Origin of the sequence: Serratia sp. 1D1416 (genome assembly GCF_003641105.1) — a bacterium.
In the GTDB taxonomy this organism is placed as follows: domain Bacteria; phylum Pseudomonadota; class Gammaproteobacteria; order Enterobacterales; family Enterobacteriaceae; genus Serratia; species Serratia ficaria.
Map to the genome: position 1 here is coordinate 660,876 of NZ_CP032738.1, position 24,946 is coordinate 685,821.

General features: G+C 61.2%; 28 protein-coding genes. 16 read left to right on the forward strand and 12 right to left on the reverse strand.

Annotation, left to right across the window (positions count from 1 at the left end):
• Window positions 1-169: 169 nt before the first annotated feature.
• Complete coding sequence (locus D7I37_RS03155) at window positions 170-1,570, forward strand: glycoside-pentoside-hexuronide (GPH):cation symporter (RefSeq protein ID WP_061798601.1); 1,401 nt, start codon at window positions 170-172, stop codon at window positions 1,568-1,570.
• 10 nt (window positions 1,571-1,580) lie between these two features.
• Window positions 1,581-2,531, forward strand: a complete 951-nt coding sequence (locus D7I37_RS03160; protein ID WP_129543296.1) for a family 43 glycosylhydrolase — start codon at window positions 1,581-1,583, stop codon at window positions 2,529-2,531.
• Between the two features lie 44 nt (window positions 2,532-2,575).
• Here D7I37_RS03160 and D7I37_RS03165 read toward each other — a convergent pair whose 3' ends face one another.
• Genes D7I37_RS03165 through D7I37_RS03175 form a run of 3 tightly spaced genes read right to left on the reverse strand, consistent with a single transcriptional unit; the run spans window position 2,576 to window position 7,148 of the window.
• Complete coding sequence (locus D7I37_RS03165) at window positions 2,576-3,811, reverse strand: cytochrome c (protein ID WP_095099179.1); 1,236 nt, start codon at window positions 3,809-3,811, stop codon at window positions 2,576-2,578.
• A complete protein-coding gene (locus D7I37_RS03170) occupies window positions 3,808-4,362 on the reverse strand; it encodes a (2Fe-2S)-binding protein (RefSeq protein WP_061798595.1) in 555 nt (184 codons plus the stop codon). The genes D7I37_RS03165 and D7I37_RS03170 overlap by 4 nt, the downstream gene beginning before the upstream one ends.
• Complete coding sequence (locus D7I37_RS03175; protein ID WP_129543297.1) at window positions 4,359-7,148, reverse strand: xanthine dehydrogenase family protein molybdopterin-binding subunit; 2,790 nt, start codon at window positions 7,146-7,148, stop codon at window positions 4,359-4,361. The genes D7I37_RS03170 and D7I37_RS03175 overlap by 4 nt, the downstream gene beginning before the upstream one ends.
• 200 nt (window positions 7,149-7,348) lie before the next feature.
• Between D7I37_RS03175 and D7I37_RS03180 the strand changes: the two genes are divergently transcribed.
• Both D7I37_RS03180 and D7I37_RS03185 read left to right on the forward strand, forming a co-directional pair.
• Window positions 7,349-7,933 carry an NTP transferase domain-containing protein gene (locus D7I37_RS03180; RefSeq protein ID WP_061798592.1) on the forward strand — a complete coding sequence of 195 codons (585 nt, stop codon included), beginning with the start codon at window positions 7,349-7,351 and terminating at the stop codon, window positions 7,931-7,933.
• Window positions 7,934-7,941: 8 nt separating this feature from the next.
• Window positions 7,942-8,994: an XdhC family protein gene (locus tag D7I37_RS03185; protein WP_061798590.1), complete on the forward strand. Its 1,053-nt coding sequence runs from the start codon at window positions 7,942-7,944 to the stop codon at window positions 8,992-8,994.
• Here the strand turns inward: D7I37_RS03185 and D7I37_RS03190 are convergent.
• Both D7I37_RS03190 and fumA read right to left on the reverse strand, forming a co-directional pair.
• Window positions 8,918-9,784: a helix-turn-helix domain-containing protein gene (locus D7I37_RS03190; protein WP_061798588.1), complete on the reverse strand. Its 867-nt coding sequence runs from the start codon at window positions 9,782-9,784 to the stop codon at window positions 8,918-8,920. The two genes, D7I37_RS03185 and D7I37_RS03190, sit on opposite strands and share 77 nt — an antisense overlap.
• A gap of 158 nt (window positions 9,785-9,942) precedes the next feature.
• A complete protein-coding gene (gene fumA, locus D7I37_RS03195) occupies window positions 9,943-11,589 on the reverse strand; it encodes a class I fumarate hydratase FumA (RefSeq protein WP_061798586.1) in 1,647 nt (548 codons plus the stop codon).
• 360 nt (window positions 11,590-11,949) lie between these two features.
• Between fumA and D7I37_RS03200 the strand changes: the two genes are divergently transcribed.
• The 6 genes from D7I37_RS03200 (at window position 11,950) to ruvX (ending at window position 16,166) form a co-directional block, all read left to right on the forward strand.
• Window positions 11,950-12,462 (forward strand): SprT family zinc-dependent metalloprotease, encoded by a 513-nt coding sequence (locus D7I37_RS03200; RefSeq protein WP_061798585.1) that lies wholly within the window; start codon window positions 11,950-11,952, stop codon window positions 12,460-12,462.
• Window positions 12,463-12,563: 101 nt separating this feature from the next.
• A complete protein-coding gene (gene endA / locus D7I37_RS03205; RefSeq protein ID WP_129543298.1) occupies window positions 12,564-13,259 on the forward strand; it encodes a deoxyribonuclease I in 696 nt (231 codons plus the stop codon).
• 73 nt (window positions 13,260-13,332) lie between these two features.
• Entirely contained in the window at window positions 13,333-14,064 is a 732-nt protein-coding gene (gene rsmE, locus D7I37_RS03210) for a 16S rRNA (uracil(1498)-N(3))-methyltransferase (RefSeq protein ID WP_129543299.1), read from the forward strand.
• A gap of 10 nt (window positions 14,065-14,074) precedes the next feature.
• Entirely contained in the window at window positions 14,075-15,025 is a 951-nt protein-coding gene (gene gshB / locus D7I37_RS03215) for a glutathione synthase (protein ID WP_061798580.1), read from the forward strand.
• A gap of 155 nt (window positions 15,026-15,180) precedes the next feature.
• A complete protein-coding gene (locus D7I37_RS03220) occupies window positions 15,181-15,744 on the forward strand; it encodes a YqgE/AlgH family protein (protein WP_061798700.1) in 564 nt (187 codons plus the stop codon).
• Window positions 15,744-16,166 carry a Holliday junction resolvase RuvX gene (ruvX, locus tag D7I37_RS03225; RefSeq protein WP_061798578.1) on the forward strand — a complete coding sequence of 141 codons (423 nt, stop codon included), beginning with the start codon at window positions 15,744-15,746 and terminating at the stop codon, window positions 16,164-16,166. Before D7I37_RS03220 ends, ruvX begins: the two co-directional genes overlap by 1 nt.
• Here the strand turns inward: ruvX and D7I37_RS03230 are convergent.
• The gene (locus D7I37_RS03230) at window positions 16,129-17,184 is read right to left on the reverse strand and encodes a type IV pilus twitching motility protein PilT (RefSeq protein WP_129543300.1); all 1,056 of its coding nucleotides are present in this window, start codon (window positions 17,182-17,184) and stop codon (window positions 16,129-16,131) included. The two genes, ruvX and D7I37_RS03230, sit on opposite strands and share 38 nt — an antisense overlap.
• Window positions 17,185-17,204: 20 nt before the next feature.
• On the opposite strand from D7I37_RS03230, the gene D7I37_RS03235 reads away from it, so the two are divergent.
• Genes D7I37_RS03235 through hemW form a run of 6 tightly spaced genes read left to right on the forward strand, consistent with a single transcriptional unit; the run spans window position 17,205 to window position 21,368 of the window.
• Complete coding sequence (locus D7I37_RS03235; RefSeq protein WP_061798576.1) at window positions 17,205-17,912, forward strand: YggS family pyridoxal phosphate-dependent enzyme; 708 nt, start codon at window positions 17,205-17,207, stop codon at window positions 17,910-17,912.
• Between the two features lie 18 nt (window positions 17,913-17,930).
• Window positions 17,931-18,752 carry a pyrroline-5-carboxylate reductase gene (proC, locus tag D7I37_RS03240; RefSeq protein WP_061798574.1) on the forward strand — a complete coding sequence of 274 codons (822 nt, stop codon included), beginning with the start codon at window positions 17,931-17,933 and terminating at the stop codon, window positions 18,750-18,752.
• A 31-nt stretch (window positions 18,753-18,783) separates the two neighbouring features.
• Window positions 18,784-19,338, forward strand: coding sequence for a YggT family protein (locus D7I37_RS03245; RefSeq protein ID WP_033635944.1), 555 nt, complete (start codon window positions 18,784-18,786; stop codon window positions 19,336-19,338).
• Window positions 19,335-19,625, forward strand: coding sequence for a DUF167 family protein YggU (gene yggU / locus D7I37_RS03250; protein WP_061798572.1), 291 nt, complete (start codon window positions 19,335-19,337; stop codon window positions 19,623-19,625). The genes D7I37_RS03245 and yggU overlap by 4 nt, the downstream gene beginning before the upstream one ends.
• Before the next feature lie 17 nt (window positions 19,626-19,642).
• Window positions 19,643-20,236 carry an XTP/dITP diphosphatase gene (locus D7I37_RS03255; RefSeq protein ID WP_061798571.1) on the forward strand — a complete coding sequence of 198 codons (594 nt, stop codon included), beginning with the start codon at window positions 19,643-19,645 and terminating at the stop codon, window positions 20,234-20,236.
• The gene (hemW, locus tag D7I37_RS03260) at window positions 20,229-21,368 is read left to right on the forward strand and encodes a radical SAM family heme chaperone HemW (RefSeq protein WP_129543301.1); all 1,140 of its coding nucleotides are present in this window, start codon (window positions 20,229-20,231) and stop codon (window positions 21,366-21,368) included. The genes D7I37_RS03255 and hemW overlap by 8 nt, the downstream gene beginning before the upstream one ends.
• 40 nt (window positions 21,369-21,408) lie before the next feature.
• On the opposite strand, the gene D7I37_RS03265 is transcribed toward hemW, so the two are convergent.
• The 6 genes from D7I37_RS03265 to trmB all read right to left on the reverse strand — a co-directional run bounded on the left by D7I37_RS03265 (window position 21,409) and on the right by trmB (window position 24,866).
• On the reverse strand, window positions 21,409-21,657 hold the full coding sequence (locus tag D7I37_RS03265; RefSeq protein ID WP_061798567.1) for a DUF2442 domain-containing protein: 249 nt from the start codon (window positions 21,655-21,657) through the stop codon (window positions 21,409-21,411).
• The gene (locus tag D7I37_RS03270) at window positions 21,641-21,883 is read right to left on the reverse strand and encodes a DUF4160 domain-containing protein (protein WP_061798564.1); all 243 of its coding nucleotides are present in this window, start codon (window positions 21,881-21,883) and stop codon (window positions 21,641-21,643) included. The genes D7I37_RS03265 and D7I37_RS03270 overlap by 17 nt, the downstream gene beginning before the upstream one ends.
• A gap of 96 nt (window positions 21,884-21,979) precedes the next feature.
• The gene (locus tag D7I37_RS03275) at window positions 21,980-22,696 is read right to left on the reverse strand and encodes a DUF2884 domain-containing protein (protein ID WP_061798562.1); all 717 of its coding nucleotides are present in this window, start codon (window positions 22,694-22,696) and stop codon (window positions 21,980-21,982) included.
• 30 nt (window positions 22,697-22,726) lie between these two features.
• Window positions 22,727-23,650, reverse strand: coding sequence for a glutaminase B (glsB, locus tag D7I37_RS03280; protein ID WP_061798696.1), 924 nt, complete (start codon window positions 23,648-23,650; stop codon window positions 22,727-22,729).
• Between the two features lie 170 nt (window positions 23,651-23,820).
• Window positions 23,821-24,147: a YggL family protein gene (locus D7I37_RS03285; RefSeq protein ID WP_061798560.1), complete on the reverse strand. Its 327-nt coding sequence runs from the start codon at window positions 24,145-24,147 to the stop codon at window positions 23,821-23,823.
• Window positions 24,147-24,866 (reverse strand): tRNA (guanosine(46)-N7)-methyltransferase TrmB, encoded by a 720-nt coding sequence (gene trmB, locus D7I37_RS03290; RefSeq protein WP_061798558.1) that lies wholly within the window; start codon window positions 24,864-24,866, stop codon window positions 24,147-24,149. The genes D7I37_RS03285 and trmB overlap by 1 nt, the downstream gene beginning before the upstream one ends.
• Between the last annotated feature and the right edge of the window lie 80 nt (window positions 24,867-24,946).

Genomic DNA, 24,946 nt, shown 5'->3' on the forward strand with positions numbered 1-24,946 from the left:
GCTGATGCGGGCCATTTTATTTCCCGCCTATTTTGCAAACTGGCTCACAGTTTCTCCGCCACGGCCGGTTTGTCCATCTCTACAACCATTAATTTCTGATAACTCGCCGCCAGCCGGAACAATAATCGTTGCCACTCGGTAAAATCCTGCCGGCCCGGAGAAAATGTCCATGAAGAGCAATGCCCTATCGATAAAAGAAAAGATTGGTTACGGCATGGGAGATGCCGGCTGCAACATGATCGGCGGAGCGATCATGCTGTTTCTCAATTATTTTTATACCGACATCTTTGGGCTGACCCCGGCGCTGGTCGGTATCCTGCTGCTGTCGGTCAGGGTGTTGGATGCCATTACCGATCCGATTATGGGCGCGATAGCCGATCGCACGCAAAGCCGTTGGGGGCGCTTCCGTCCCTGGCTGCTGTGGGTTTCGCTGCCCTATGTGCTATTCAGCGTATTGATGTTTACGACGCCGGAATGGAGCTATAACAGCAAGGTGGTCTACGCCTTTGCCACCTACTTTTTGATGTCGCTCACCTATACCGCCATCAACATTCCCTACTGTTCGCTGGGCGGCGTCATCACCGCCGATCCGCACGAGCGGGTATCCTGTCAGTCCTACCGCTTTATCCTGGTCGGCATCGCTACGCTGATCCTGTCGCTGACCCTGTTGCCGATGGCCGAATGGTTCGGCGGCGCCGACAGGGCGCGCGGCTATCAGATGGCCATGGGCGTGCTGGCGCTGATCGCCCTGCTGATGTTCCTGTTCTGCTTTGCCACGGTCAAAGAGCGCATACGCCCGGCGGTGCCGAGCCACGATGCGCTCAAGTCAGATCTGAGAGACGTGTGGAAAAACGATCAGTGGGTGCGCATTCTGCTGCTGACCTTTTGCAACGTATGCCCCGGCTTCATCCGCATGGCGGCGACCATGTATTACGTGACTTACGTAATGCAACAGTCGGCCTCGTTCGCCAGCCTGTTTATCGCGCTGGGCGTCGTCGGCATGATGATCGGCAGCGCGCTGGCGAAACCGCTCACCGATCGCTTCTGCAAACTGAAAGTGTTCTTTTGGACCAACATCCTGCTGGCGGCGTTTTCCTGCGGCTTTTACTTCCTCAACCCGCACCTGACCGCGCTCATCGTGGCCGCCTATTTCCTGCTCAATATCCTGCACCAGATCCCCTCGCCGCTGCACTGGTCGCTGATGGCCGACGTGGACGACTATGGCGAGTGGAAAACCGGCAAACGCGTCACCGGCATCAGCTTCTCCGGCAATTTATTCTTTCTGAAAGTCGGTTTGGCGGTAGCCGGCTCCATGGTCGGTTTCCTGATGTCGATGTCCGGCTACCAGGCGGAGGCCGCCAGCCAAAGCGCCGGCGCGCTCAACTGCATAGTGCTGTTGTTTACCGTTATCCCCGGCATCGGCTACCTGATTACCGCCGGCGTGGTACGCCTGCTGAAGGTCGATCGCCAATTGATGCGGCAAATTCAAATCGATCTGGAAAAGCGCCGCGTTAATTATCAGGAGCTGGTCGACTATCGCGAACAGCAGCTCGAAACCAAACACCCGTAAGGAATCCGCGATGCAAGACTATCCAAATCCCTTTATCGAACAGCGTGCCGATCCGTTCATTTTGCGCCACAGCGATGGTTACTACTACTTCACCGCTTCGGTGCCGGAATACGACCGGCTCGAGCTTCGGCGGGCGCGCAACCTCGCCGATCTGCCGCAGGCCGAGGCAGTTGTGGTATGGCGCAAGCCGCTGCAAGGGCCGATGAGCGCGCTGATCTGGGCGCCGGAGCTGCATTTTATCGACGGCAAATGGTATTTGTATTTCGCCGCCGCCCACAGTCCGGACATCGCCGACGGGTTGTTTCAACACCGCATGTTTGCCCTGGAATGCGACTCGGCCAATCCGCTGAGCGGGGAATGGCAAGAAAAAGGCCGGATTTACAGTCATATCGACAGCTTCTCCCTCGACGCCACGCACTTTTCCCATCGCGGAAAACGCTACTATCTCTGGGCGCAAAAGGATCCGGCCCTGCGCGGCAATTCCAACCTGTATCTGGCGGAAATGGAGAATCCATGGACGTTGAAGGGCCAGCCCGTGATGCTCAGCAAGCCGGAGCTGCCATGGGAAACCCAGGGTTTTTGGGTCAACGAAGGGCCGGCGGTGATCGTCCATGGCCAACGAATATTCATCAGTTATTCCGCCAGCGCCACCGATGAGAATTACTGCATCGGCCTTCTCTGGGCCGATATCGCCGGCGACCTCACCGACGCGGCTCAATGGCACAAGGCCAGCCAACCGATATTCCGCACCTGCGCCAGAAATCGTCAATTCGGACCGGGACACAACAGCTTTACCGTCGATCAACAGGGCCGGGATCTGCTGGTTTACCACGCCCGCAACTACAGGGAAATCGAGGGCGACCCGCTTTATGATCCCAACCGCCATACGCGGATTAAGCCGATAATCTGGGATGAGGAAGGCATGCCGGTTTTGGGTGAACCGCCGGCGGACAACCGCTAGTGGCGCAGGGGGCCCGGCGCACCGAGCCCCCTGCGCGTCAACGCTTATTTACGCAGCGCTTTTACTTGCTCGGCGGTGATATCCGCCGGCAGGCCGCCCCAGGTGACGCGCAGATAGTTCACCAGCTCCGCCAGCTGCGCATCGTCCAGCCGCTCGCCAAAGGCCGGCATGCTCTGCATGCTTTCGCCGTTGGGGAATTGCTGGGCCGGCAACCCGTCCAGCACCGAGACGATCAGGTTCTTGCCGTCCGGCTGGCGCAGCGTCGCGTTGTCGCGCATCGCCACCGCCACGTGCGGCTTGCCCTCGCCGTCTCGCGCATGGCAGCCGGAACACTGGTCCAGATAGCTCAGGCGGCCGGCATCGCTGCCCTGCCCCGCTTTCACCGGCACCGCCGCCGGCGGTTGGTCGCCCATCAGATAGGTGGCCAGCGCCCGATTGTCTTCCGGCGTCAGATAACGAGTGCTGAGATCCACCACCATATGCATTTCGCTGAAGGCGGAACCCTGCGGCGCGATGCCGGTGCCGAGGAAGCGGCCGACGTCCTGCGGCGTCCAGCCGCGCTGCGCCAACCCCTGCGGCGTGATGTCCGGCGCCATAAAGCGCCCGAGGTCGCCGCCCTGCATCGGCTTGCCGAGATCCATCTGCCCCAGCATGCCGCGCGGCGTATGACATTCGCCACAGTGCCCCAACACGTCGGCCAGATAGCGCCCGCGCTGCCACGGCGCCGAATCGCCCTGCGAACTGGCCGGCAGCGGATCTTGGCTACGGAACAGCAGGTTCCAACCGATCAGCGCCATGCGCTGGTTGAACGGGAACGGCATGGCGTTTTCCGGAATGGCGACATCGACCGCCGGGCGCGTCATCAGGTAAGCGTAGATGTCGTCGGCGTCCTGGCGTGACATGCCCTTGTACGAAGTGTAAGGCATCGCCGGGTACAGATGGCGGCCGCCCGGCGCCACGCCCTGGGTCAGCGCCAGGAAGAAATCGTCCTTGGTCCAGCGGCCGATGCCGTGGTCGGCCGAAGGCGTCAGGTTGCTGCCGTAAAGGGTGCCGAACGGCGTTTCCAGCGGATAGCCCCCCGCCAAAGGCGCGCCGCCGCTGGCGGTGTGGCAGGCGGCGCAGTCGGCGGCCCGCGCCAGATAGCGGCCGCGGGCGATCTGTTCGGCGTCGGCGGTCACCTGCTGCACCGGGCCGTCATAGCGGCGATTTTCCCGCCACCACAGCAGCGCGATGACCACAATCGCCACCAGCAGGATCAACAGTGCGAGACGTTTTTTCATTGCGCCGTCTCCTTCAGCAGGCCCGGCGTCTTCAGCACCACGTCGCGCACCGCTTCGTAGTAGCGCACATAGCCGGTACAGCGGCAAATGTGGCTGTCCAGCGCCTGTTCGATGGCGCTTTCCAGCTGTTCGCGGGCGATCGGCTCCCGCTTGAGCTTCTCGACGAAAATCGTGGCGGCGTTGACGAAGCCCGGCGTGCAGTAGCCGCACTGGAAGCTGTAATGCTCCAGAAAAGCCTGCTGGATGGGGGAAAGCGCCACCACCTCGCCCTGCTCATCCACCTTGGCGTGGCCTTCGACGGTACGCACCTTTTTGCCGCTGAAGAAGTGAGCGCCGGTAATGCAGGTGCGCACCTCTTCGCTGGTGCCGCTCGGGTGGTCGACAATCGCCACGCAGGCGTGGCAGATGCCCTGCCCGCAACCGAGGCGCGAGCCGGTCAGGTCGAGATATTCGTGCAGGAAATCGATCATCATCAGCCCTTCCGGCACCTCGATAGGGCCATACTGCTTATCGTTGACGGTCAGGGAAATCGGCTGGGTTTTAATGCTCATTGTAATACCTCACGAATATTTTCTGCACGAACGGGCAAATCACGGAAACGGTGGCCGGTGGCGTCGGCGATGGCGTTGACCAGCGCGGCCACCACCGGGATCATCACCACCTCGGCCATGCCTTTCGGCGGATCGGTTTCCGACAGCGCCGGCAGGATGTCGCCGGTCTGTTTCCACACCGCCACGTCGCTGGCGCGCGGCAGGTGATAACGGTTGAAGTTCCAGGTGCCATTGCCCGGCCCGTCTTCGTACAGCGGTAAATATTCGTGCAACGCATGGCCGATGCCCATCGCCAGGCCGCCCTGCAGCTGGCCGGAAACCAGCTCCGGCACGATCATATTGCCGCATTCCATAATCGAGTGATGATTCAGCAATTCCACCTGGCCGGTGGCGACATCCACCGCCACTTCCGCCAGCGTGCCGACGGCGCTGTAGTAGGTCACCGCCGCGTTGTTGCGCTGGGTCGGCGGATAATAAACCTGCGCGCGCGCCTGGGCGGTGAACTCGCCGCCGGCGTGGCGCAGCGCCAGCCCGTCGATCGGCAGGCGCTCCGCCCGGCCGTTGAGGGTGAAATCGGCCTCCGCCCACTGCCAGCGGTTGAACACGTGTACCGCCGCGCCGGTGACGCCGCCCATCTGATAGGCTTTCTTCGCCAATAACTCCAGGCTGAGCACCGACATGCCGGCGGCGGTCAGCCCGCCTTCCACCCAGCGCGCGTCTTCACGGCGCACCACCAGCGGCGCCGCCTGGCCGCCGCCGATACCGGCCTGCCACAGCGCCATCGCCGCCGGCCACAGGCCGCGATCGAAGATCAGCCGCGCCGCTTCGCGGGTGCTGTGCGAGAAATAATAGGCCGAGTTGCTGGCGCTGGACGGCGAGCAATAGCTCGGCGTCCAGTTGGGGTTGGTCTGCAGCTTGTCCTGCTCGTCCTGCGACATCAGGTAAGGATCGCCGCTGGTGACCATCGGCAATACCGACCAGTCGGTCACCGAAAAATGCGCCTCGTCCGCCGGCTTGCCCAGCCACTGGGCGCACAGCACCGACTGAGAGGTCGACATGCCGGTGCCCATCTCGGCGCCGCTGTGATGCAGCGTGATGCGCCCGTCTTCGCCCAGCTCGACGCGGGCGAAAGAGGTCTCGGCGCCGGTACCGAAGTCTTTCTGCACGCAGCCGAAACCGACGCCGTAGCGTTTGCCCGGATGCCGGCTTTCAAACTCGGCCTTGCGTTCGGCGCGCTTAAGCCACATTTCATGCCGCGCCGCCTTCTCCAGCACCTCGTCGGCGCGGATGGCGCCGGCGGGAATGGCGCCCTGGGTGTTTTTCATGCCGGATTTCAGCACGTTGCGCAGACGAAACTCGATCGGATCAATCTTCAGCTCGGCGGCCAGCTCATCGACCATCATCTCGGTGGCGGCCATGCTCTGCAGCGTGCCGTAGCCGCGCGCCGAACCGGCGTCGATCGCCCGAGAGGCCAGCCCCACCGATGACAAGTCGCTTTTCGGGAAGTAGTAAATCGACTGGGCGGCGGTGGCGCCCACCATCACCACCGAAGGGGTAAAGTTGCTGCGGCCGCCGCCGTCGGCGGTCATCTCGCCGTGGAACGACTGCAGCACGCCGGTTTGCCGGTTGACCGCGATGCGGTAGCTCATGTCGAAGGCGTGGCGCTTGAGCGCGGTCTGGAACTGCTCGAAGCGGTCGTTGGCCAGCCGCACCGGATGACCGTCGCCGTACATCGCCGCCACCGCGCCGTAATACGGGAAGTTGTAGTGATCTTTCGAGCCGTAGCCCACGGTGTAGCACGGATGCAGGATCAGCTGCTTGACCGGCGGATTGCGCTTGGCCAGCATGCGCGGCATCTCGTCGGCCACCTCCTGCGGCGACTGGGTCGGCACCACCAGGTGCAGCGTCTGCGTCGCGGGGTCGAACCAGCCGTTGGCGTTGTCCGGCTCCAGCGCCGAGGTATCGATGGACTGCGTGGTGTAGCGGCGCGACATCACCAGCCAATCATCCGGCGGGGTCGCCAGCTCGGCGGCGATCGTGCCGGCATAATGCATGCCCTCCTGATCCAGCTTGCCGCCCTCGCGGCCTTCCGGCCACACCGGCAGGTGTTTTTTCATCGATACCGGGAAGATCGGCGTGTCTTTCAGGCTGGAAAAGCGATCGTCATCGAACGGCCGGTCGCCGCCCACCCGCACATAGCGGAAGCTGCCCCAAGGGTCACGCTCGAGCGGACCGGTCACGGCGCCATATTTGACGCTTTCCTCACGGAATTTCAGCCGGTCCTTGGCGAAGCGGAAACGGGCGAAATCGTGATATATCAGGATCGCCACCGCCTGGCCGAGATAGGCCGGGGTTTTGCCGCTCGGCAGCAGCATGTCGTCGCCGTAGAACGCCGGGAAGGCCAGGCCGTCGCGCGCCAGATCCTCCGCCGTGACCAGCCGATCGGGCTGCAGATCATCACACAGCAGCGACAGATCGACGCCCTCAAACAGCCGATCGGCCCTGGTGACGCGCAGGATAAAGGCGTGCGCCTGCTTTTGCGGCCAGTGCGGCATATCCACCGCGCGGATGTCTCGGGCGAACACCTTCTGCCCCATCACCTTGGCGCGGCCGTCGATGCGGAAACGCACGCGTTTCGCCTGGGGATCCCAATTGGGCGACTGGAGAATTTTCTGCTCGAACAACGCGGCGTAGGCGCGGCTGTACAAGGGAGCGAGGTAGACGGATACCCCCGCTATCACGGCGCTTTTGATGAAGCGGCGCCGCGACGGGTTAAAATTGCTCATAAAAAGTCCTTCACATCTTTATTGTAGTTTTGTGTTCGCGGTGTTGTTGCGCAAACGCTGACGACCTTGCCGTAGACGTCATAAGCATATGCTTATAACCAAAATTATGTGATGATTAACATCCTGTTTTCAACAAAAACACATCTCAAAAACACATATAGTTTGTATGCTAAAGTTTGCGCAAACGCGGAACATGAGACATGACGACAGGTATTCTTATCGCCGCCGCCGGGCGCGGTGAACGCTTCGTTCGGGCCGGCGGCCAGGGCAACAAGTTAAACGCCGAATTTGCCGATGCGGCGGGCCTGCAACGCCCGCTGTTCGAGCACACGCTGCGCCAGGCGCTGGCGTCCGGCCTGCCGGTGCGGGTGGTGACCCGGCCGGATAATCTGCAGGTGCAGCGAGTCTGCGGCGCGTATCAGGTGCCGGTGACGCTGCTGGCCAGCGCCGGGCTGGGGGAATCCATCGCCGCCGGCGTAGCCGCCACCCCGCACTGGCGAGGCTGGTTGGTCCATCTGGCGGATATGCCGTTCGTCACGCCGGATATCTTCCTGCTGGTCGCCGACGCCCTGCAGCGCCACCCGATTGTCCGCCCCTGCGTGGGGCAACTGCCCGGCCATCCGGTCGGTTTTTCCGCTCTATTGCGCAAAAGCCTTTGCCGATTGCGCGGCGATAATGGCGCACGCGCGCTGCTGCAAGAGGAAGCGGTTTACCTGCTGCCGCTTGATCGGGCAGGCGTGGTGCAGGATATTGATCTTCCGTCACAGCTACCGGCCAGCGAGTAAATTCAGCTATGCAACATCTTGATGTCACCGTGGTCAGCCAGGCGATAAGCTGGCTGCAGCAGCAGCCGGTGTGGCTGTGCACCGTACTCGCCACCTACGGCTCTTCGCCGCGTTCGCCGGGCGCCCTGATGGCGGCCACGCGCGACGGGCGCTACAGCGGCTCGCTATCGGGCGGCTGCGTTGAGGAAGACTTTCTGCGGCGCGTGGCCGCCGGGGAATATCAGGCGGCCAGCCAGGTGATCCGCTACGGCGAGGGCGGCATGGAGCCGAACGTGGCGCTGCCCTGCGGCGGCGTGCTGGACGTGCTGATCGAATACCTGCCGGCCGGCGAAGCCAGCATCGCTTACCTGGCCCGCATCGCCGGCGCGCTGGACGGGCATCATGCGTTGGTCAAGCGCCTGACGCCGCCCGCCGCCTGCAGCAGCCTGGAGCCGAGCGATTTCACCAGCGCCACCCGGGTTGAACGCCGCCGGCAGCAGATCACGCTGCATATCGCCGCCGCGCCGCGCCTGCTGATCGCCGGGCTGTCCAGCGTCGCCTTGTACTGCGCCGATTTCGCCGCGGCGCTGGGTTTTGAGGTGCTGGTATGCGAAAACCGCCCCGATGCGCTGGATAACTTCGCCGCTCAGCTTAAACCCCACGTGACCCTGCTGCGCCAGTTCCCGGCCAAGTTCATCGAGGACGGCGGCTGCCACGCCAATACCGCCGTTGTGGCGCTGACTCACGATCCGCGCATGGACGATCTGACATTGATGGAGGCGATCCACACGCCGGCGTTTTATATCGGCGCCATGGGCTCGTTGAGAAACAGCGCGCGGCGTCGCCAGCGGCTGCAGCAAATCGCCGAGTTTACCCCGCAGGATTTGGCGCGGATCCACGCGCCGATCGGGCTGCCGCTGGGCAGTAAAACCCCGGCGGAGATCGCGCTGGCGGTAATGGCGGCCATCGTGCAGCAGAAAAACCGCACGCCGGCCGCCGAACCGATCAACGCAGCGGCGTCACCGGCACCAGATGTTGCAACGCCAGATGCAGCTCCTCCCGCTCGTTCAGCGAATAGCTGAACATCGTCAGGTCTGGCCCGTCGCCGCGCGCCAGGCCGAGCTCGGGCAAAATCTGGGTGTAGATATGGATGATATGGTCGTTTAGCGCCACCGGTTTGCCGGCATAGCAGAAGCGGCAAAAATCGCCGTGAATATCCGGCAAGCGTTCCAGTTCCGCATCCTCATTGAGCGGGCAATCCGCCGTCACGCCGAGGGCGTAATCCACTCTGACCTGCTCTCCGTCCGGGATCAGCTGCGTAAACGAATAGGTCAGCCCAGGGCGCCCGCCCAGCTGCGCATAGAACTGCTCCCGGATCCCGCTGCGAATATGCAGATGTGACTTTTCCAGATGTTCGATATCCAGATGGTAGGCGTAACGTTTTCCCCGGAGAACATACTGGCCCGGCGCGATGCTGACGCGATCGACCTGAATATCGCCGGGTTGGTTGGCCGACAGCGAGCGAACCAGGTTGCTGTAATCCTGATTGCGGGCATGACGATAGGCGCTGGGGGATTCGGCAAAGTGTTTCTTGAAACAGCGGGAGAAGGTTTGCTGATTATCAAACTGATAATCAATGGAAATATCGAGAATGCTCTTCTGCGTGAAACGCAGGGCGAAGGCGGCGAGATACAGGCGGCGAGCGCGAATGTACGAAGCCAGCGACAAGCCGGTCTGCTTTTTGAACATTCGCTGCAGATACCATTTTGTGTAGCCGGATTTGGCGGAGACGATATCCAATGACAGCGGATTGGTCAGGTTATCTTCAATCCAGACCAGCAGTTCCCTGATATGACTTTCCTGCGTTCCCATGTGCTTGCCGAGCCTTATTTTCCAAATATGCCTTTGTGCGCGTTTTACTGCTTTGCACGTAAGGTATACAGGTTAAAACTTGGCGTCCAGCAGGCTACAGGACTTTACACTGGGGATAAATTTGCCGCCCGCCAGCGGGCGGCAACTATTTTCTGCCGCTACTTCAAACAGCTGGAACACTGGCCGGCCTGGATCTTCTGGAAGAAGTCATTGCCTTTGTCATCGACCAGAATAAACGCCGGGAAATCTTCCACTTCGATTTTCCAGATCGCTTCCATGCCCAGTTCAGGGTATTCCACGCACTCCAGGCTTTTGATGCTCTGCTGCGCCAGCACCGCGGCCGGGCCGCCGATGCTGCCGAGGTAGAAGCCGCCGTGCTTGTTGCAGGCGTCGGTCACCTGCTGGCTGCGGTTGCCCTTCGCCAGCATGATCATGCTGCCGCCGTGCGACTGCAGCAGATCGACGTAGGAATCCATACGCCCGGCGGTGGTCGGGCCCAAAGAACCCGACGCGTAACCGTCCGGGGTTTTAGCCGGGCCGGCGTAGTAGATCGGGTGATCCTTGACGTACTGCGGCAAGCCTTCACCACGGTCCAGGCGCTCTTTCAGCTTGGCGTGCGCGATATCGCGGCCGACGATGATGGTGCCGCTCAGCGACAGGCGAGTGGATACCGGATACTGCGACAGCTGCTTGAGGATATCGCGCATCGGGCGGTTGAGGTCGATTTTGATCGCCTCGCCTTCCCCGGCCTGGCGCAGCTCCTGCGGAATAAACTTGCCCGGATTATGCTCCAGCTTCTCCAGCCAGATGCCGTCGCGGTTGATCTTGCCCTTGATGTTGCGGTCGGCGGAGCAGGATACCCCCATGCCGACCGGGCAAGAGGCGCCGTGGCGCGGCAAGCGCACCACGCGGATATCGTGCGCGAAGTATTTGCCGCCGAACTGGGCGCCCAGCCCCAGATTCTGCGCCTCTTTCAGCAGCTCTTCTTCCAGCGCCACGTCGCGGAACGCCTGACCGTGCTCATTGCCTTCGGTCGGCAGGCCGTCGTAGTACTTGGTCGAAGCCAGCTTGACGGTTTTCAGCGTAGATTCCGCCGAAGTGCCGCCGATCACGAACGCCACGTGGTACGGCGGGCAGGCCGCCGTGCCGAGAGTGCGCATTTTGTCGACCAGGTAGCTTTTCAGCTTGCCCGGCGACAGCAGCGCCTTGGTTTCCTGATACAGGTAAGTTTTGTTGGCCGAACCGCCGCCTTTGGCGATGCACAGGAATTTGTATTCTTCACCGTCCACGCTGTAGAGATCGATCTGCGCCGGCAGATTGCTGCCGGTGTTGACCTCTTTATACATGTCGAGCGCGGCGTTCTGCGAATAGCGCAGGTTGTCTTCGATATAGGTGTTGTATACCCCGCGCGACAACGCCGCCTCGTCACCGCCGCCGGTCCAGACGCGCTGGCCCTTTTTGCCGACGATGATCGCCGTGCCGGTGTCCTGGCAGGTCGGTAAAATACCCTTGGCGGCGATTTCTGAGTTACGCAGAAATTGCAGCGCAACGTACTTGTCGTTTTCGCTGGCGTCCGGATCCTTGAGAATGTCGGCAACCTGCTGCTGGTGCGCCGGGCGCAGCATGAACGACGCGTCGTGGAACGCATGCTGGGCAAGCAGGGTCAGCGCTTCGGGGGCGACCTTGAGGATCTCCTGGCCTTCAAACTCGCTCACGGCAACGTGATCGCGGCTCAGCAGATAGTATTCGGTATCGTCTTTCTTCAGTGGGAACGGATCTTGATAATGGAACGGTTTATTCGACATTGATCTCTCACTTGCAACATCAGCTGCGTTAAATTCACACTTGCGGCGCGGCTCAGGCGCGCTCTGTCAAAAAACTGCCCCCACCTTACGGTTTTTTAATCAGTCGGTTATTGCGCCAAATCGCAAAATAACCGCTCTTATCGTAAGGGAAAGCGTGGGCGGCGTTTCAACCTGGTCCGGTGAGAACTGCGGGTACAGGCTCATCATGCACGCTTTATTATCCCGCAGTTAACACATTGATTACAATCCATCGACGACGATCGGGTTATCAATGCGCTAAAAAACCTGTGCCCAGCCCCCCGCATCATTTGCCTCGGCGGCTTATTGCCAGCCGCTGCGCCATTGCTTAAGCTAGCCGCAATGAACAAACCAAGAATCCCCATAGCGCTGCAACAGGCGGTGATGCGTTGCCTGCGGGACAAGCTGCAGCTGGCCCGTCAGCATTTTGCCGTCGAGTTCCCCGAGCCGAAAATCATCTACCAGCAACGCGGCACCAGCGCGGGCACCGCCTGGCTGCAGGCCTGGGAAATCCGCCTGAACCCGGTGCTGCTGATGGAAAACCAACAGCCGTTTATCGACGAAGTGGTGCCGCATGAGCTGGCGCACCTGCTGGTGTTCCGGCAGTTTGGCCGCGTGGCGCCACACGGCCGCGAATGGCGCTGGATGATGGAAAGCGTGTTGCGGGTGCCCGCCAGCCGCACTCACCAGTTTGAAATCGCTTCGGTGCAGAGCAAAACCTTTCCCTACCGCTGCGGCTGCCAGCGGCACCAGCTTACCGTACGCCGCCACAACCGCGTGCTGCGCGGCGAGAGCGAGTACCGCTGCCGCCAGTGCGGTGAAAAGCTGAAATTTCTCGCTAGCGAAAGCCTTTAGCCTAACGATTTATCCGTTAAAACAAGTGAATATCGCCGTTTGCCACTGCCGATAACTTCCGTTACCCTGCCTGCTTTTCCAATTTCGAGCTGTTTTGGAATATGCTTCGCAAAATTTTGTTTATGGTGGTTTTCGCTGCCGGCGCCGCTCAGGCGCACGGCATCAATAATTTCTCGCAGGCCAAGGCGGCGGCGGCCAGAATCAACCGGGACGCCCCCGGCAGCTTCTACTGCGGCTGCCGCATCGACTGGCAGGGCAAAAAGGGCATCCCCGATCTCGCCAGCTGCGGCTATCAGGCGCGTAAAAACGCCCAGCGCGCCCAGCGCATCGAGTGGGAACACGTGGTGCCGGCCTGGCAGTTCGGCCATCAGCTGCAGTGCTGGCAACAGGGCGGCCGCAAGAACTGCAATAAGGACGCCGGCTACCGCCAAATCGAAACCGATCTGCATAATCTGCAGCCGGCGATCGGCGAAGTGAACGGCGATCGCAACAACTTCATGTACAGCCAGTGGCGTGGCGGTGAAGGCCAGTATGGCCAGTGCCCGATGAAAGTGGACTTCAAAAACAAGCAGGCGGAGCCGCCGGCCCGCGCGCGCGGCGCCATCGCGCGCACCTATTTCTATATGCGCGACCGCTACCAGCTGCGCCTTTCGCGCCAGCAAACCCAGCTGTTCGAGGTGTGGAACCGCCAGTATCCGGTCAGCCAGTGGGAATGTCAGCGCGAAGCACGTATCGCCAAGGTTCAGGGCAACCATAACCCCTATATTCAACAGGCTTGTCAGCGGCGAAAAAGCTAACCGTTGGGTATATACTCTTTTTTTTCAAGCCGCAGCGCCGATAGCTGCAAGTTCGTCAGGATCAAACAATCACATGCGTATACCCCGCATTTATCATCCGCAGCCGTTGACTGGCCATGCGGAAATCGCCCTGAGCGAAGACGCCGCCAACCACGTTGGGCGCGTGCTGCGCATGAGCGCCGGCCAGGCGCTGGAACTGTTCGACGGCAGCAATCAGGCGTTCGACGCCGAGATAGTCCGGGTGGACAAAAAAAGCGTTCAGGTGCGTTTAGGCGCCGCCCGGGAGGATGACCGCGAGTCGCCGCTCAACCTGCATCTGGGCCAGGTTATCTCGCGCGGCGAGAAAATGGAGTTCACCATTCAGAAATCCATCGAGCTGGGCGTCAACGTCATCACCCCGCTGTTTTCCGAACGCTGCGGCGTAAAACTGGACGGCGAGCGCCTGGCGAAAAAAATTCAACAGTGGCAGAAAATCGCCATCGCCGCCTGCGAACAGTGCGGCCGCAACCGCCTCCCGGAAATCCGCGAGGCGATGCAGCTGGAGGCCTGGTGCGCCGAACGGGCCGACGGCCTGAAGCTCAACCTGCACCCGCGCGCCAGCCACAGCATCAACACCCTGCCGCTGCCGGTGGAACATGTCCGCCTGCTGATCGGCCCGGAGGGCGGTTTATCCGCCGACGAAATTGCGATGACCACAGGCCACGGATTTACTGATATCCTGCTGGGGCCACGCGTTCTGCGTACAGAAACCACAGCGCTCACCGCAATTACCGCTTTGCAGGTACGTTTCGGCGATCTGGGTTAAAGGAGAAAAGATGATTAAGCTCGGCATCGTGATGGACCCTATCGCCTCCATCAACATCAAGAAAGACACCAGCTTCGCCATGCTGCTCGAAGCGCAGCGCCGTGGCTGGGAACTGCACTATATGGAGATGAACGATCTCTATCTGCACGCCGGGGACGGCCGCGCCCGCACCCGCCTGCTGAGCGTCAAGGAAGACAAGGAGAGCTGGTTCAGCTTCGGCGCAGAGCAGGATCTGGCGCTGCAGGATCTGGACGTGATCCTGATGCGCAAGGACCCGCCGTTCGATACCGAATACATCTACGCGACCTACATTCTGGAGCGCGCGGAGGTGAAAGGCACGCTGGTGGTCAACAAGCCGCAAAGCCTGCGCGACTGCAACGAGAAGCTGTTCACCGCCTGGTTCCCGGAACTGACGCCGGACACGTTGGTCAGCCGCAGCGCCGCGCATATCCGCAAATTCCACCAGCAGCACGGCGACGTTATCCTCAAGCCGCTGGACGGCATGGGCGGCGCGTCAATCTTCCGCGTGAAGCAGGACGATCCGAACCTGTCGGTGATCATCGAGACCCTGACCGAACACGGCAGCCGCTTCTGCATGGCGCAGAACTTCCTGCCGGCGATCAAGGAAGGCGACAAACGCATCCTGGTGGTCGACGGTGAACCGGTGCCTTACTGCCTGGCGCGCATTCCGGCGCAGGGTGAAACGCGCGGCAACCTGGCGGCCGGCGGCCGCGGCGAAGCGCGCCCGCTGAGCGAAAGCGACTGGAAAATCGCCCGGGCCGTCGCGCCGACGCTGAAAGAGAAAGGGCTGATTTTCGTTGGCCTGGACGTGATCGGCGATCGTCTGACCGAGATCAACGTCACCAGCCCAACCTGCGCGCGCGAGATCGAAGCCGCCTTCCCGATCTCCATCACCGGTATGCTGATGGACGCCATAGAAAAGCGTCTGGCGGCGAAGTAATCCGCAACGCGGGCGGCAAAACCGCCCGCGATCCTGGCCTGGGCGCGCCGCCGCCGTCGGCCTCTGCCGGCCGGGCTGCGGCTTGAAAGGTTAGGGATATGGCCGCATACTGGCGGCTGTTTAACTTCACACCCATTGATTACCTTAATAACGCCATGAATTTACAGCACCATTTTCTGATTGCCATGCCATCACTTCAGGATCCCCGCTTCAAGCGCTCGGTGATTTATGTCTGCGAGCACAACGAAGAAGGCGCCATGGGGCTGGTGATCAATAAGCCGGTGGAGCAGTTCACGGTGGCGACGGTGCTGAACAAGCTGAAGATCATGCCGCCGGCGCGCGATCCGGCTATCAGCCTCGACAAGCCGGTGTTTGCCGGCGGACCGCTGGCGGACGACCGCGGTTTTATCCTGCATACTCCGCGCAAAGGCTTCGGCTCCAGCATTCAAATTTCGCCGCACACCATGATCACCACCTCGAAAGACGTGCTGGAGACGCTGGGCACCCCGGAGCAGCCGGACGACGTGCTGGTGGCGCTGGGCTACGCCGGCTGGGAAAAGGGCCAGCTGGAACAAGAGGTGCTGGAGAATGCCTGGCTGACCATCGAGGCCGACCCCGACATTCTGTTCCATACGCCGATCGCCAGCCGCTGGCGCGAGGCCGCCAACCGCCTGGGCATAGACATCCGCAGCATCGCCAACCACGCAGGACACGCCTGATGAGCAACCGCACCATTATCGCCTTCGATTTCGGCACCAAAAGCATCGGTGCGGCCATCGGCCAGGAACTGACCGGCAGCGCCCGCGCGCTGGCGGCCTTCAAAGCGCAGGACGGTTCGCCGGACTGGCAAAAAATCGAAAAGCTGCTGAAAGAGTGGCAACCGGACCTGGTGGTGGTCGGCCTGCCGCTGAATATGGACGGCACCGAACAGCCGGTTACCGAGCAGGCGCGCAAGTTCGCCAACCGCCTGCACGGCCGCTTTGGCGTGCAGATTGCGTTGCACGACGAACGCCTGAGCACCGTTGAGGCCCGCGCCAACCTGTTCGACCGCGGCGGTTTCCGCGCGCTGGACAAAGGCAGCGTAGACTCCGCTTCCGCGGTGGTCATTCTGGAAAGCTGGTTCGAAAAGCAACTGGGCTAACCGCCCGTTCTCGTTCTCCCCTGTCCCCCAGCAAACCGGCGTCGATCCGCTGCTGCAGGCCCTGTTCAAAGGTCTGCATGCCGGACTGCGCGCCGGTTTGCAGCACGCTGGCAAGCTGGTGGTTTTTGCCTTCGCGGATCATGCTGCTGACCGCCGCCGTCGCCGTCAGCACTTCAAAAATCGCCAGCCGGCCGCCGCCGGGGCGCTCGATCAGCTTCTGTGCGATCACCGCCTGCAGACTGCCGGCCAGTTGGGCGCGTACGTAGGGCTTCTCCTCCGCCGGAAAGACGTCCACCAGCCGCTCAATCGCCTGCGGCGCGTTGCGGGTATGCAGCGTCGCCAGCACCAGATGCCCGGTTTCCGCCGCGGTGAGCGCCAGGCGAATGGTGGCGGTGTCGCGCAGTTCCCCCAGCAGGATCACGTCCGGATCCTCCCGCAGCGCGGCGCGCAACGCATCATCAAAGCTGTGGCTGTCGCGGCCGAGCTCACGCTGCTGGATCAGCGAACGTCGGCTGTGATGCATAAACTCGATGGGGTCCTCCAACGTGAGAATATGCCGCCGCTGGTGGCGGTTAATCTCGTCGATCATCGCCGCCAGCGTGGTGGATTTGCCGCTGCCGGTGGCGCCGGTGACCAATATCAGGCCGTCTTCGCGCCGCAGCAGCGCCGGGATAATCTCCGGCGCCGCCAAGGCCGCCAGCGTCGGGCACTCGCTGGCTATCCTTCGCAGCGCCAGGGAAATACCCTCGCGTTGTAAAAACGCGTTGGCGCGCAGCCGCAAACCGCCCGGCAATTGCAGCGCCAGATCGAGCTGCCCGCGCTGCTGCAGTTCGCGGCGCTGCGAAGGCGCCAGCAGCCGGTCGCACAGGGCCAGCATGCGCTCCGGCCTCAGGCTTTCCGCCCCTTCGAGCGGCCGCAATTCACCGTCGATGCGCAACATCGGCGGATGACCGGCACAAAGGTGCAGATCGGAAGCATTATGCTTTACACTAAGGGCCACGAATTCATCGATATCCATATCAATCTCCTGGGTCAATAATGAGCACTATTCAACAGAACCTGCAGGATGTCAGAAACCGCATTGCGTCGGCCGCTCGAGACTGCGCGCGCGCGCCAGAAGAAATTACCCTGCTTGCCGTCAGCAAAACCAAACCTGTGGCGGCGATCGCAGAAGCCATCGCCGCCGGCCAACGGGCGTTTGGTGAAAACTACGTGCAGGAAGGGGTCGATAAAATTCAGCATTTCGCCGCGTCGCCGCAGGCCGCCGGGCTGGAATGGCACTTTATCGGCCCGCTGCAATCCAATAAGAGCCGGCTGGTGGCGGAGCACTTCGCCTGGTGCCACACGCTGGACCGGCTGCGCATCGCCCAGCGCCTGAGCGATCAGCGCCCGGCAGAGATGGCCCCGCTTAACGTGCTGATCCAAATAAATATCAGCGACGAGCAGAGTAAATCTGGCATTGTACTGGATGAGCTGCCGGCGCTGGCCGAGGCGATCGCCGCCCTGCCCAATCTGAGGTTGCGCGGGCTGATGGCCATTCCTGCGCCGGAAGACGATTACCCGCGGCAGCTGGCGGTGTTCGGCCGCATGAACGACGCTTTCCTGGCGCTGCGGCAGCGCTACCCGCAGGTTGATACGCTGTCGATGGGCATGACCGACGACATGGCGGCGGCCATCGCCGCGGGCAGCACCCTGGTGCGTATCGGCACCGCAATTTTTGGCGCCCGTGATTACTCACCGGCCTGACCTATGACGAGGGATTTGATGCAACATCGCAAGATTACCTTTATTGGCGCCGGCAACATGGCGCGCGCTATCATCGCCGGCCTGGTGGCGGGCGGTTATCCGGCCAAATCCATCAGCGTTTACGCCCCCTCGACGAAAAACCGGGACGCGCTGGCGGCGGACTACGGCATCGTCAGCAGCGGCGACAACATCGCCTGCGCGCGCGAAGCCGAAGTCGTGGTGCTGGCGGTCAAACCGCAGATGATGGCGGACGTCTGCCAGCCGCTGCGGGAACAGATCGACTTTTCCGCCAAGCTGGTGCTGTCGATCGCCGCCGGTATTCAGGTCAGCCGCTTTTACCAGCTGCTGGGCGACCGGCTGAATATCGTGCGCATCATGCCGAATACCCCGTCGCTGGTCGGCAAAGGCATGAGCGGCCTGTATGCGCCGCCGCAGGTCAGCCAACAGGATCGCGACTACACCGGCGACCTGATGAGTTCGGTCGGCAAAATCTGCTGGGTGGATGACGAGAACGGCATCAACGGGGTGATCGCCGCGGCCGGCAGCGCGCCGGCCTATTTCTTCCTGTTTATGGAAGCGATGCAAAAAGAAGCCGAACGCATGGGCTTCGATAGCCAGACCGCGCGCGATCTGGTGCAGCAGGCCGCCTCCGGCGCCGCCGCACTGGTCGAGGCCAACCCGGATACGCCATTATCCACCCTGCGCGAACAGGTCACCTCCAAAGGCGGCACCACCGCCGAAGCGCTGCGGGTGTTCAACGAACAGCGGCTGCCGGAGACCGTAGCCAAAGCCATGCAGGCGGCGGTTTCCCGTGCGCAGGAAATGGAAAAATCATTTTAAATAACCGAGAGTTAAGGAGAAGGACCACTTCATGCTAACGCTGACTTTTTTGGTCAAGACCGTTATTGATCTGTACGTGATGGTGCTGTTGCTGCGCATTTGGATGCAGTGGACGCGCACCGATTTTTACAACCCGTTCTCACAGTTTGTGGTGAAGATCACCCAGCCGGTGGTCGGGCCGCTGCGCCGCATCATCCCTTCGTTGGGGCCGATCGACAGCGCTTCGCTGCTGCTGGCGTTCCTGCTGATGACCATCAAGTATCCGCTGCTGCTGCTGATTCAGGGCGGCGCGATGTCGCTCAGCCCGTATAATCTGCTGTTCGGCCTGATCTCGCTGGTCAAGTCCGCCGGTTACCTGATCTTCTGGGTGATGATTATCCGCGCGCTGATGAGCTGGATCAGCCAGGGCCGCAGCCCGATCGATTACGTCATGTATCAGCTGACCGAACCCTTGATGGCACCGATCCGCCGCATCATCCCGGCGATGGGCGGCATCGATTTTTCCGCTATGGTGGTGATCCTGATCCTCTATCTGATCAACTACCTGGGCATGGATCTGTTCGGCGAGATCTGGTTCCTGCTGTGAGTGCGGTCACCCCCGTGCTGGACGGGCTGGCGATCAGGCTATATATTCAGCCGAAAGCCAGCCGCGACCAGATCGTCGGTTTGCATGGCGACGAACTCAAAGTCGCCATTACCGCCCCGCCGGTCGACGGCCAGGCCAACGCTCATCTGATCAAGTTCATCGCCAAGCAGTTCAGGGTGGCGAAAAGCAACGTCACCATCGAGAAAGGCGAACTGGGGCGGCACAAACAGTTACGCATCGTTAATCCGCAACAGATCCCCGCCGTGGTCGCGGCGCTTATAGAATAAAATTCAAGGTAGTCACTATGCAAAAAGTCGTTCTTGCCACCGGTAACCCGGGTAAAGTGCGCGAGCTCGCCGGCCTGCTGGCCGATTTCGGTCTGGACGTGGTCGCACAAACCGAACTGGGCGTGGATCCCGCCGAGGAAACCGGGTTGACGTTTATCGAAAACGCCATCCTCAAGGCGCGCCACGCGGCGCAAATTACCGGTCTGCCGGCGATCGCCGACGACTCCGGCCTGGCGGTGGATGCGCTGGGCGGCGCGCCGGGCATTTACTCCGCGCGCTACGCCGGCGTCGACGCTTCGGACCAGGAAAACCTCGACAAGCTGCTGGCGGCGCTGAAAGACGTGCCGCAGGGCAGCCGCGGCGCGCAGTTCCACTGCGTGCTGGTGTATATGCGCCACGCGGAAGACCCGACGCCGCTGGTGTTCCACGGCAGCTGGGCCGGCGAAATAGCCTTCCAGTCCGCCGGCGAAGGCGGCTTCGGCTATGACCCCATCTTCTACCTGCCGGAGCTGGGCCGCAGCGCCGCCGAACTGAGTCGCGACGAGAAGAGCGCGGTGTCGCACCGCGGCAAGGCGCTGAAGCTGATGCTGGAAGCCATGCGCAATGCTTAAGCTGCCTCCGCTGAGTTTGTACATCCATATCCCGTGGTGCGTGCAGAAATGCCCGTACTGCGACTTCAACTCGCATGCGTTGAAGGGCGAGGTGCCGCATCAGGAGTACGTCGATCACCTGTTGGCCGATTTGGATGCCGACCTGCCGCTGGCCGGCGGCCGGGAAATCAGCACTGTCTTTATCGGCGGCGGTACCCCCAGCCTGCTGAGCGCCGAGGCGATGCAGGCGCTGCTGGACGGCGTGCGCGCACGCATCCGCGTCGCCGACGACGCCGAAATCACCATGGAAGCCAACCCCGGCACCGTGGAGGCCGATCGCTTCAGCGGCTACCAGCGGGCCGGCGTGAACCGCATTTCCATTGGGGTGCAGAGCTTCAGCGCCGAGAAGTTGACCCGCCTGGGGCGCATTCACGGCCCGGAAGAGGCCAAACGCGCGGCGCACCTGGCCACCGGGCTGGGCTTGCGCAGCTTTAACCTCGATCTGATGCACGGGCTGCCGGACCAGTCTTTGGAAGAGGCGCTGGACGATCTGCGCCAGGCCATCGCCCTCAACCCGCCGCATTTGTCGTGGTATCAGCTGACCATCGAGCCGAACACCCTGTTCAGTTCGCGCCCGCCGGTGCTGCCGGACGACGACGCCCTGTGGGACATCTTCGAGCGCGGCCATCAGCTGTTGAGCGCCGCCGGCTACCAGCAGTACGAGACGTCGGCCTACGCCAAACCGGGTTATCAGTGCCAACACAACCTCAACTACTGGCGCTTCGGCGATTACCTGGGGATTGGCTGCGGCGCGCACGGCAAGCTGACCTTCAGCGACGGCCGCATCCTGCGCACGGCGAAAACCAAGCACCCGCGCGGGTTCATGCAGGGCAAGTATATGGACAAGCAGCATGAGGTAGCGGCCGCGGATCGGCCATTCGAGTTCTTCATGAACCGCTTCCGCCTGCTGGAGGCCGCGCCGCGCGCCGACTTCGTCAACTACACCGGGCTGGCCGAAAGCGCGATCCGCCCGCAGCTGGATGAAGCGCTGGAAAAGGGTTATCTGAAAGAGACGGCGGAATACTGGCAGATCACCGAGAAAGGCAAGCTGTTCCTCAACTCGTTGCTGGAGCTGTTTCTGGCGGACGAATAAAAAAAAGCGCTGATTAATTCAGCGCTTTTTCATTGGTTTTTCAGGCGGCGTGATGGGGGCGGTGTGTGACATCCCCACGCCCCTTTAGCAGCCCTTCAACGGAAATATCTTCATCCAACATATCCCAATGGATACCGCGGGTACTCAGCTCATATCCGGCGCGCTGCTCATCCGTGGCATTCAGCAAGCGGGGGAACCACGCCAGCGGCACGCCAATGATTCTGGCATCGCTCAGCTCGACCCACATCGTCGCATCGTCAAAACTTACGTTTTTAGCTGAAATACTCATTCCATGCCTCCAAAAACAACCTGTTATGAATCCTAACGATCTCCGTTAATTCCTTTAGGGCTTTAGCGTTAAACCCGTCGTTGCGGGCTAACTGTACCAAAGGGGTCAGCCAAAACTTGGCTTCTGCGTCAGCATCTCGAATATGGATATGCGCCGGTTCAAGCGGATCACCTTCATTCGAGTAAAAAAAGAATTTATAGCCTTTATAACGGAATATCACTGGCATCAATGCAAAATCCTTTTAGCTATTGATTATAGTTTAGCCAGTTTGTCAGATAGCCGTCGAGAGATCAAAAAACGATCGCCCAGCTATATATTCATGTTACTTCAACGCATTAAGCAGGTCTTTACGCTGGGTTTCCAGCCCGGTGACGCGGTTGCACACGTCGCGGCCAAAGTTCTGGAAATCCTGCTCCTGGTTGTTCCATTCGTTCTGGATCGCCTTCTGCAGGCCGCCCAGGTTGCCCATAATCGCCTGCAGCGGGTTGCCGCCGCTGTTGGTCGCCTGCTTGACGCCCATCTCGTTCAGGCTGTCCTGCAGCACGCCGCCCATGCTCTGCTGCACGATGTTGCGGCCGTCCTGCTCGACCTGATCGACCGCCTTGTGGTGGAAGGCCAGCCCGTCGCTGCGGTGTTCGATAATGCGGTTCATCTGCTGCTTGAGCTGGCCGTTCAGGGTGGTCAGGCGGTTGCGCACGTTGCTGTCGCTGCCCAATTCCTTGACGATCACCTTGTCCAGCGCCACGCGGGCTTTCTCCAGGTGCTGCTGGGCGCCGTTGTCGATCCACGGCAGCTCCTTGCGCAGCGCGCTCTGGTAACTGAAGGCTTTCTGACGCTGGCTGTCGTTGAGGCTCAGCGCCTGCCCGTCGCGGGTGACGTCGCCGTCCGGCGAAATCTGCAGGTTGCCGCTGGCGCCCGTCACCTGCACGTTCTGCGGGCTGATAATCACGTCGTCCTGGGGTTTAACGCTGCACTGATACTCGGCGTGGGCCTGCGAAGCCGTCAACAGCAGTAAGGCTAACCCGGTTTTCTTTAACATGTCTTCTCCTGACTCCCATCCATATTGGGATTAAAAAATCGAACGGCTGATACGTTGAGACAACAGTTCCAATGCCGCAGTTCCCGCCAGCGAGTTGCCGGAGGCATCCAGTTCCGGCGACCAGACGGCAATCGACAGCTCATCCGGCACGATGGCGACGATGCCGCCGCCCACCCCGGACTTGCCCGGCATCCCCACCCGATAGGCGAACTCCCCCGCGCCGTCGTACATGCCGCTGGTCATCATCAGCGCGTTGATCTGGCGGGCCTGCAGCGGGCTGATCACTTCCTGGCCGCTGAGATCGCGGCCGTGATTGGCCAGATAAACAAAGCCGCGCGCCAATTCCACGCAGCTCATGCGCAGCGCACAGTAGTGGAAATAGGTCTTCAGCACCGTGAGCACGTCGTTCTCGAAATTGCCGAACGACTTCATCAGGTAGGCGATGGCCGCATTGCGGTCGGAGTGTTCGAACTCGGAGCGCGCCACGCGCGCGTCGTAGGCCAGACAGTCTTCGCCGGTCAGCTGCCGCACCACTTCCAGCATCCGCTGTTTGGGTGCGCTGAGCCGGGTTTGCAGCATGTCGCACACCACCAGCGCGCCGGGGTTGATAAACGGATTACGCGGCTTGCCCTGCTCCATTTCCAACTGCAGCAACGAGTTGAACGGCAGCCCGGAAGGCTCTTTGCCGACCCGCCGCCAAATCTCGTGTTCCTGGTAGCGCGTCAGCGCCAACGTCAGGCTCAGCACCTTGGAAATCGACTGAATGGAGAAACGCTCCATGGCGTCGCCGGCCTGGAACATTTCACCGTCCACGGTGCAGACGGCGATCGCCAACCGGTCGGCGGCCACTTCCGCCAGCGCCGGTATGTAGTCCGCCACTTTCCCCTGGCCTATCAGCGGGCGAACCTGTTGCAGGATGTCGTCCAGCAACGCGTTATCCAATGTTGTTACCACCTCGGTCACACTCCGGCTTTCCCTTCATCTTTCAAGCCGCAGCGTGGTTGGCTGCGTTTGCTCGCCGCCTGGCCGCGGCTTGAAATCTGTGGGACATAAAACAAAGGTGCCGTTAAGGCACCTTAAAATAAATAAGCGCGGCGCGGGCCGCGCTCATCGGGCGAGAGAGATCAGTCCCACCAGATGTCGAACAAATCGCTGACCTTAACCTCGGTCAGGTTGCGCGCTTCCAGCCAGTTTTTCACCAGCTCGCGGTGCTCATCGGTGCAGTGACCGATCTTCTGCAGGCAGATCAGCCCTTCCCACTGCAGGTAGCCGCTGCCGTCAAACGCCAGGCCGTTCGGCTCGATCGCTTCGTCGATGAACGCGTCCAGCGTGCTGTCGATATCTTCAACGGCGGTGCCTTCGGCAAAACGCCAGGCGACGGAGAAACCCAGTTCCTGAAACTCTTCAATGTGCAATTTTTTACGTAAACGACGACTGCGGTTCTTAGCCATTATTCTTTCCTCTCAAACATCAAGTCCCAAACGCCATGTCCCAGGCGCTGGCCGCGTAATTCAAATTTCGTCAGCGGACGCGAGTCCGGGCGCGGCACGTAATCATTATCGCTGGAAAGATTAGCGTAGCCTGGGACCCCGTTCATAACCTCTAACATATGTTCTGCATAAGGTTGCCAGTCGGTGGCCATGTGGAACACGCCGCCCACCTTCAGTTTGCGCAACACCAGCTCGACAAACGGCGTCTGAACGATGCGGCGTTTGTTGTGCCGCGCTTTGTGCCACGGATCGGGGAAGAACAGCTGCACCATGTCCAGCGAACCGTCCGGGATCATATTTTCCAGCACCTCGACCGCGTCGTGACACATCACGCGCAGGTTGCTCAGCCTGGCTTCGTGAGCGTCGGCCAGGCAGGCGCCCACACCCGGCGAATGCACTTCTATCCCCAAAAAGTTCTGCTGCGGGTTGTTGCCCGCCATGGTCACCAGCGAGGCGCCCATGCCAAAGCCGATCTCCAGCACCGTTGGCGCGTCGCGCCCGAACAGTGCGGCGATGTCGACAGGTTCAGCCTGATACTCCACGCCCATCACCGGCCAATAGTTGTCCAGCGCGTGCTGCTGGCCTTTGGTCAACCGCCCCTGGCGGCGGACAAAACTGCGGATACGGCGCATCGCGCGGCCGTTCTCATCAAATTCCGGGGAGATGACGTCATTAATCATAGTGCTTTCTGTCTGTTTGGCTGCCAATTAGGGAAACGCGCATTATGCAAAGATACATTGGTTTAGCAAGTGTTCATCTT

Excerpts from the sequence above, each read along its gene's own strand:
- D7I37_RS03155 (WP_061798601.1), top strand. The coding sequence starts at position 170 with ATGAAGAGCAATGCCCTATCGATAAAAGAAAAGATTGGTTACGGCATG.
- D7I37_RS03160 (WP_129543296.1), top strand. The coding sequence starts at position 1,581 with ATGCAAGACTATCCAAATCCCTTTATCGAACAGCGTGCCGATCCGTTC.
- D7I37_RS03165 (WP_095099179.1), bottom strand. The coding sequence starts at position 3,811 with ATGAAAAAACGTCTCGCACTGTTGATCCTGCTGGTGGCGATTGTGGTC.
- D7I37_RS03170 (WP_061798595.1), bottom strand. The coding sequence starts at position 4,362 with ATGAGCATTAAAACCCAGCCGATTTCCCTGACCGTCAACGATAAGCAG.
- D7I37_RS03175 (WP_129543297.1), bottom strand. The coding sequence starts at position 7,148 with ATGAGCAATTTTAACCCGTCGCGGCGCCGCTTCATCAAAAGCGCCGTG.
- D7I37_RS03180 (WP_061798592.1), top strand. The coding sequence starts at position 7,349 with ATGACGACAGGTATTCTTATCGCCGCCGCCGGGCGCGGTGAACGCTTC.
- D7I37_RS03185 (WP_061798590.1), top strand. The coding sequence starts at position 7,942 with ATGCAACATCTTGATGTCACCGTGGTCAGCCAGGCGATAAGCTGGCTG.
- D7I37_RS03190 (WP_061798588.1), bottom strand. The coding sequence starts at position 9,784 with ATGGGAACGCAGGAAAGTCATATCAGGGAACTGCTGGTCTGGATTGAA.
- fumA (WP_061798586.1), bottom strand. The coding sequence starts at position 11,589 with ATGTCGAATAAACCGTTCCATTATCAAGATCCGTTCCCACTGAAGAAA.
- D7I37_RS03200 (WP_061798585.1), top strand. The coding sequence starts at position 11,950 with ATGAACAAACCAAGAATCCCCATAGCGCTGCAACAGGCGGTGATGCGT.
- endA (WP_129543298.1), top strand. The coding sequence starts at position 12,564 with ATGCTTCGCAAAATTTTGTTTATGGTGGTTTTCGCTGCCGGCGCCGCT.
- rsmE (WP_129543299.1), top strand. The coding sequence starts at position 13,333 with ATGCGTATACCCCGCATTTATCATCCGCAGCCGTTGACTGGCCATGCG.
- gshB (WP_061798580.1), top strand. The coding sequence starts at position 14,075 with ATGATTAAGCTCGGCATCGTGATGGACCCTATCGCCTCCATCAACATC.
- D7I37_RS03220 (WP_061798700.1), top strand. The coding sequence starts at position 15,181 with ATGAATTTACAGCACCATTTTCTGATTGCCATGCCATCACTTCAGGAT.
- ruvX (WP_061798578.1), top strand. The coding sequence starts at position 15,744 with ATGAGCAACCGCACCATTATCGCCTTCGATTTCGGCACCAAAAGCATC.
- D7I37_RS03230 (WP_129543300.1), bottom strand. The coding sequence starts at position 17,184 with ATGGATATCGATGAATTCGTGGCCCTTAGTGTAAAGCATAATGCTTCC.
- D7I37_RS03235 (WP_061798576.1), top strand. The coding sequence starts at position 17,205 with ATGAGCACTATTCAACAGAACCTGCAGGATGTCAGAAACCGCATTGCG.
- proC (WP_061798574.1), top strand. The coding sequence starts at position 17,931 with ATGCAACATCGCAAGATTACCTTTATTGGCGCCGGCAACATGGCGCGC.
- D7I37_RS03245 (WP_033635944.1), top strand. The coding sequence starts at position 18,784 with ATGCTAACGCTGACTTTTTTGGTCAAGACCGTTATTGATCTGTACGTG.
- D7I37_RS03255 (WP_061798571.1), top strand. The coding sequence starts at position 19,643 with ATGCAAAAAGTCGTTCTTGCCACCGGTAACCCGGGTAAAGTGCGCGAG.
- hemW (WP_129543301.1), top strand. The coding sequence starts at position 20,229 with ATGCTTAAGCTGCCTCCGCTGAGTTTGTACATCCATATCCCGTGGTGC.
- D7I37_RS03265 (WP_061798567.1), bottom strand. The coding sequence starts at position 21,657 with ATGAGTATTTCAGCTAAAAACGTAAGTTTTGACGATGCGACGATGTGG.
- D7I37_RS03270 (WP_061798564.1), bottom strand. The coding sequence starts at position 21,883 with ATGCCAGTGATATTCCGTTATAAAGGCTATAAATTCTTTTTTTACTCG.
- D7I37_RS03275 (WP_061798562.1), bottom strand. The coding sequence starts at position 22,696 with ATGTTAAAGAAAACCGGGTTAGCCTTACTGCTGTTGACGGCTTCGCAG.
- D7I37_RS03285 (WP_061798560.1), bottom strand. The coding sequence starts at position 24,147 with ATGGCTAAGAACCGCAGTCGTCGTTTACGTAAAAAATTGCACATTGAA.
- trmB (WP_061798558.1), bottom strand. The coding sequence starts at position 24,866 with ATGATTAATGACGTCATCTCCCCGGAATTTGATGAGAACGGCCGCGCG.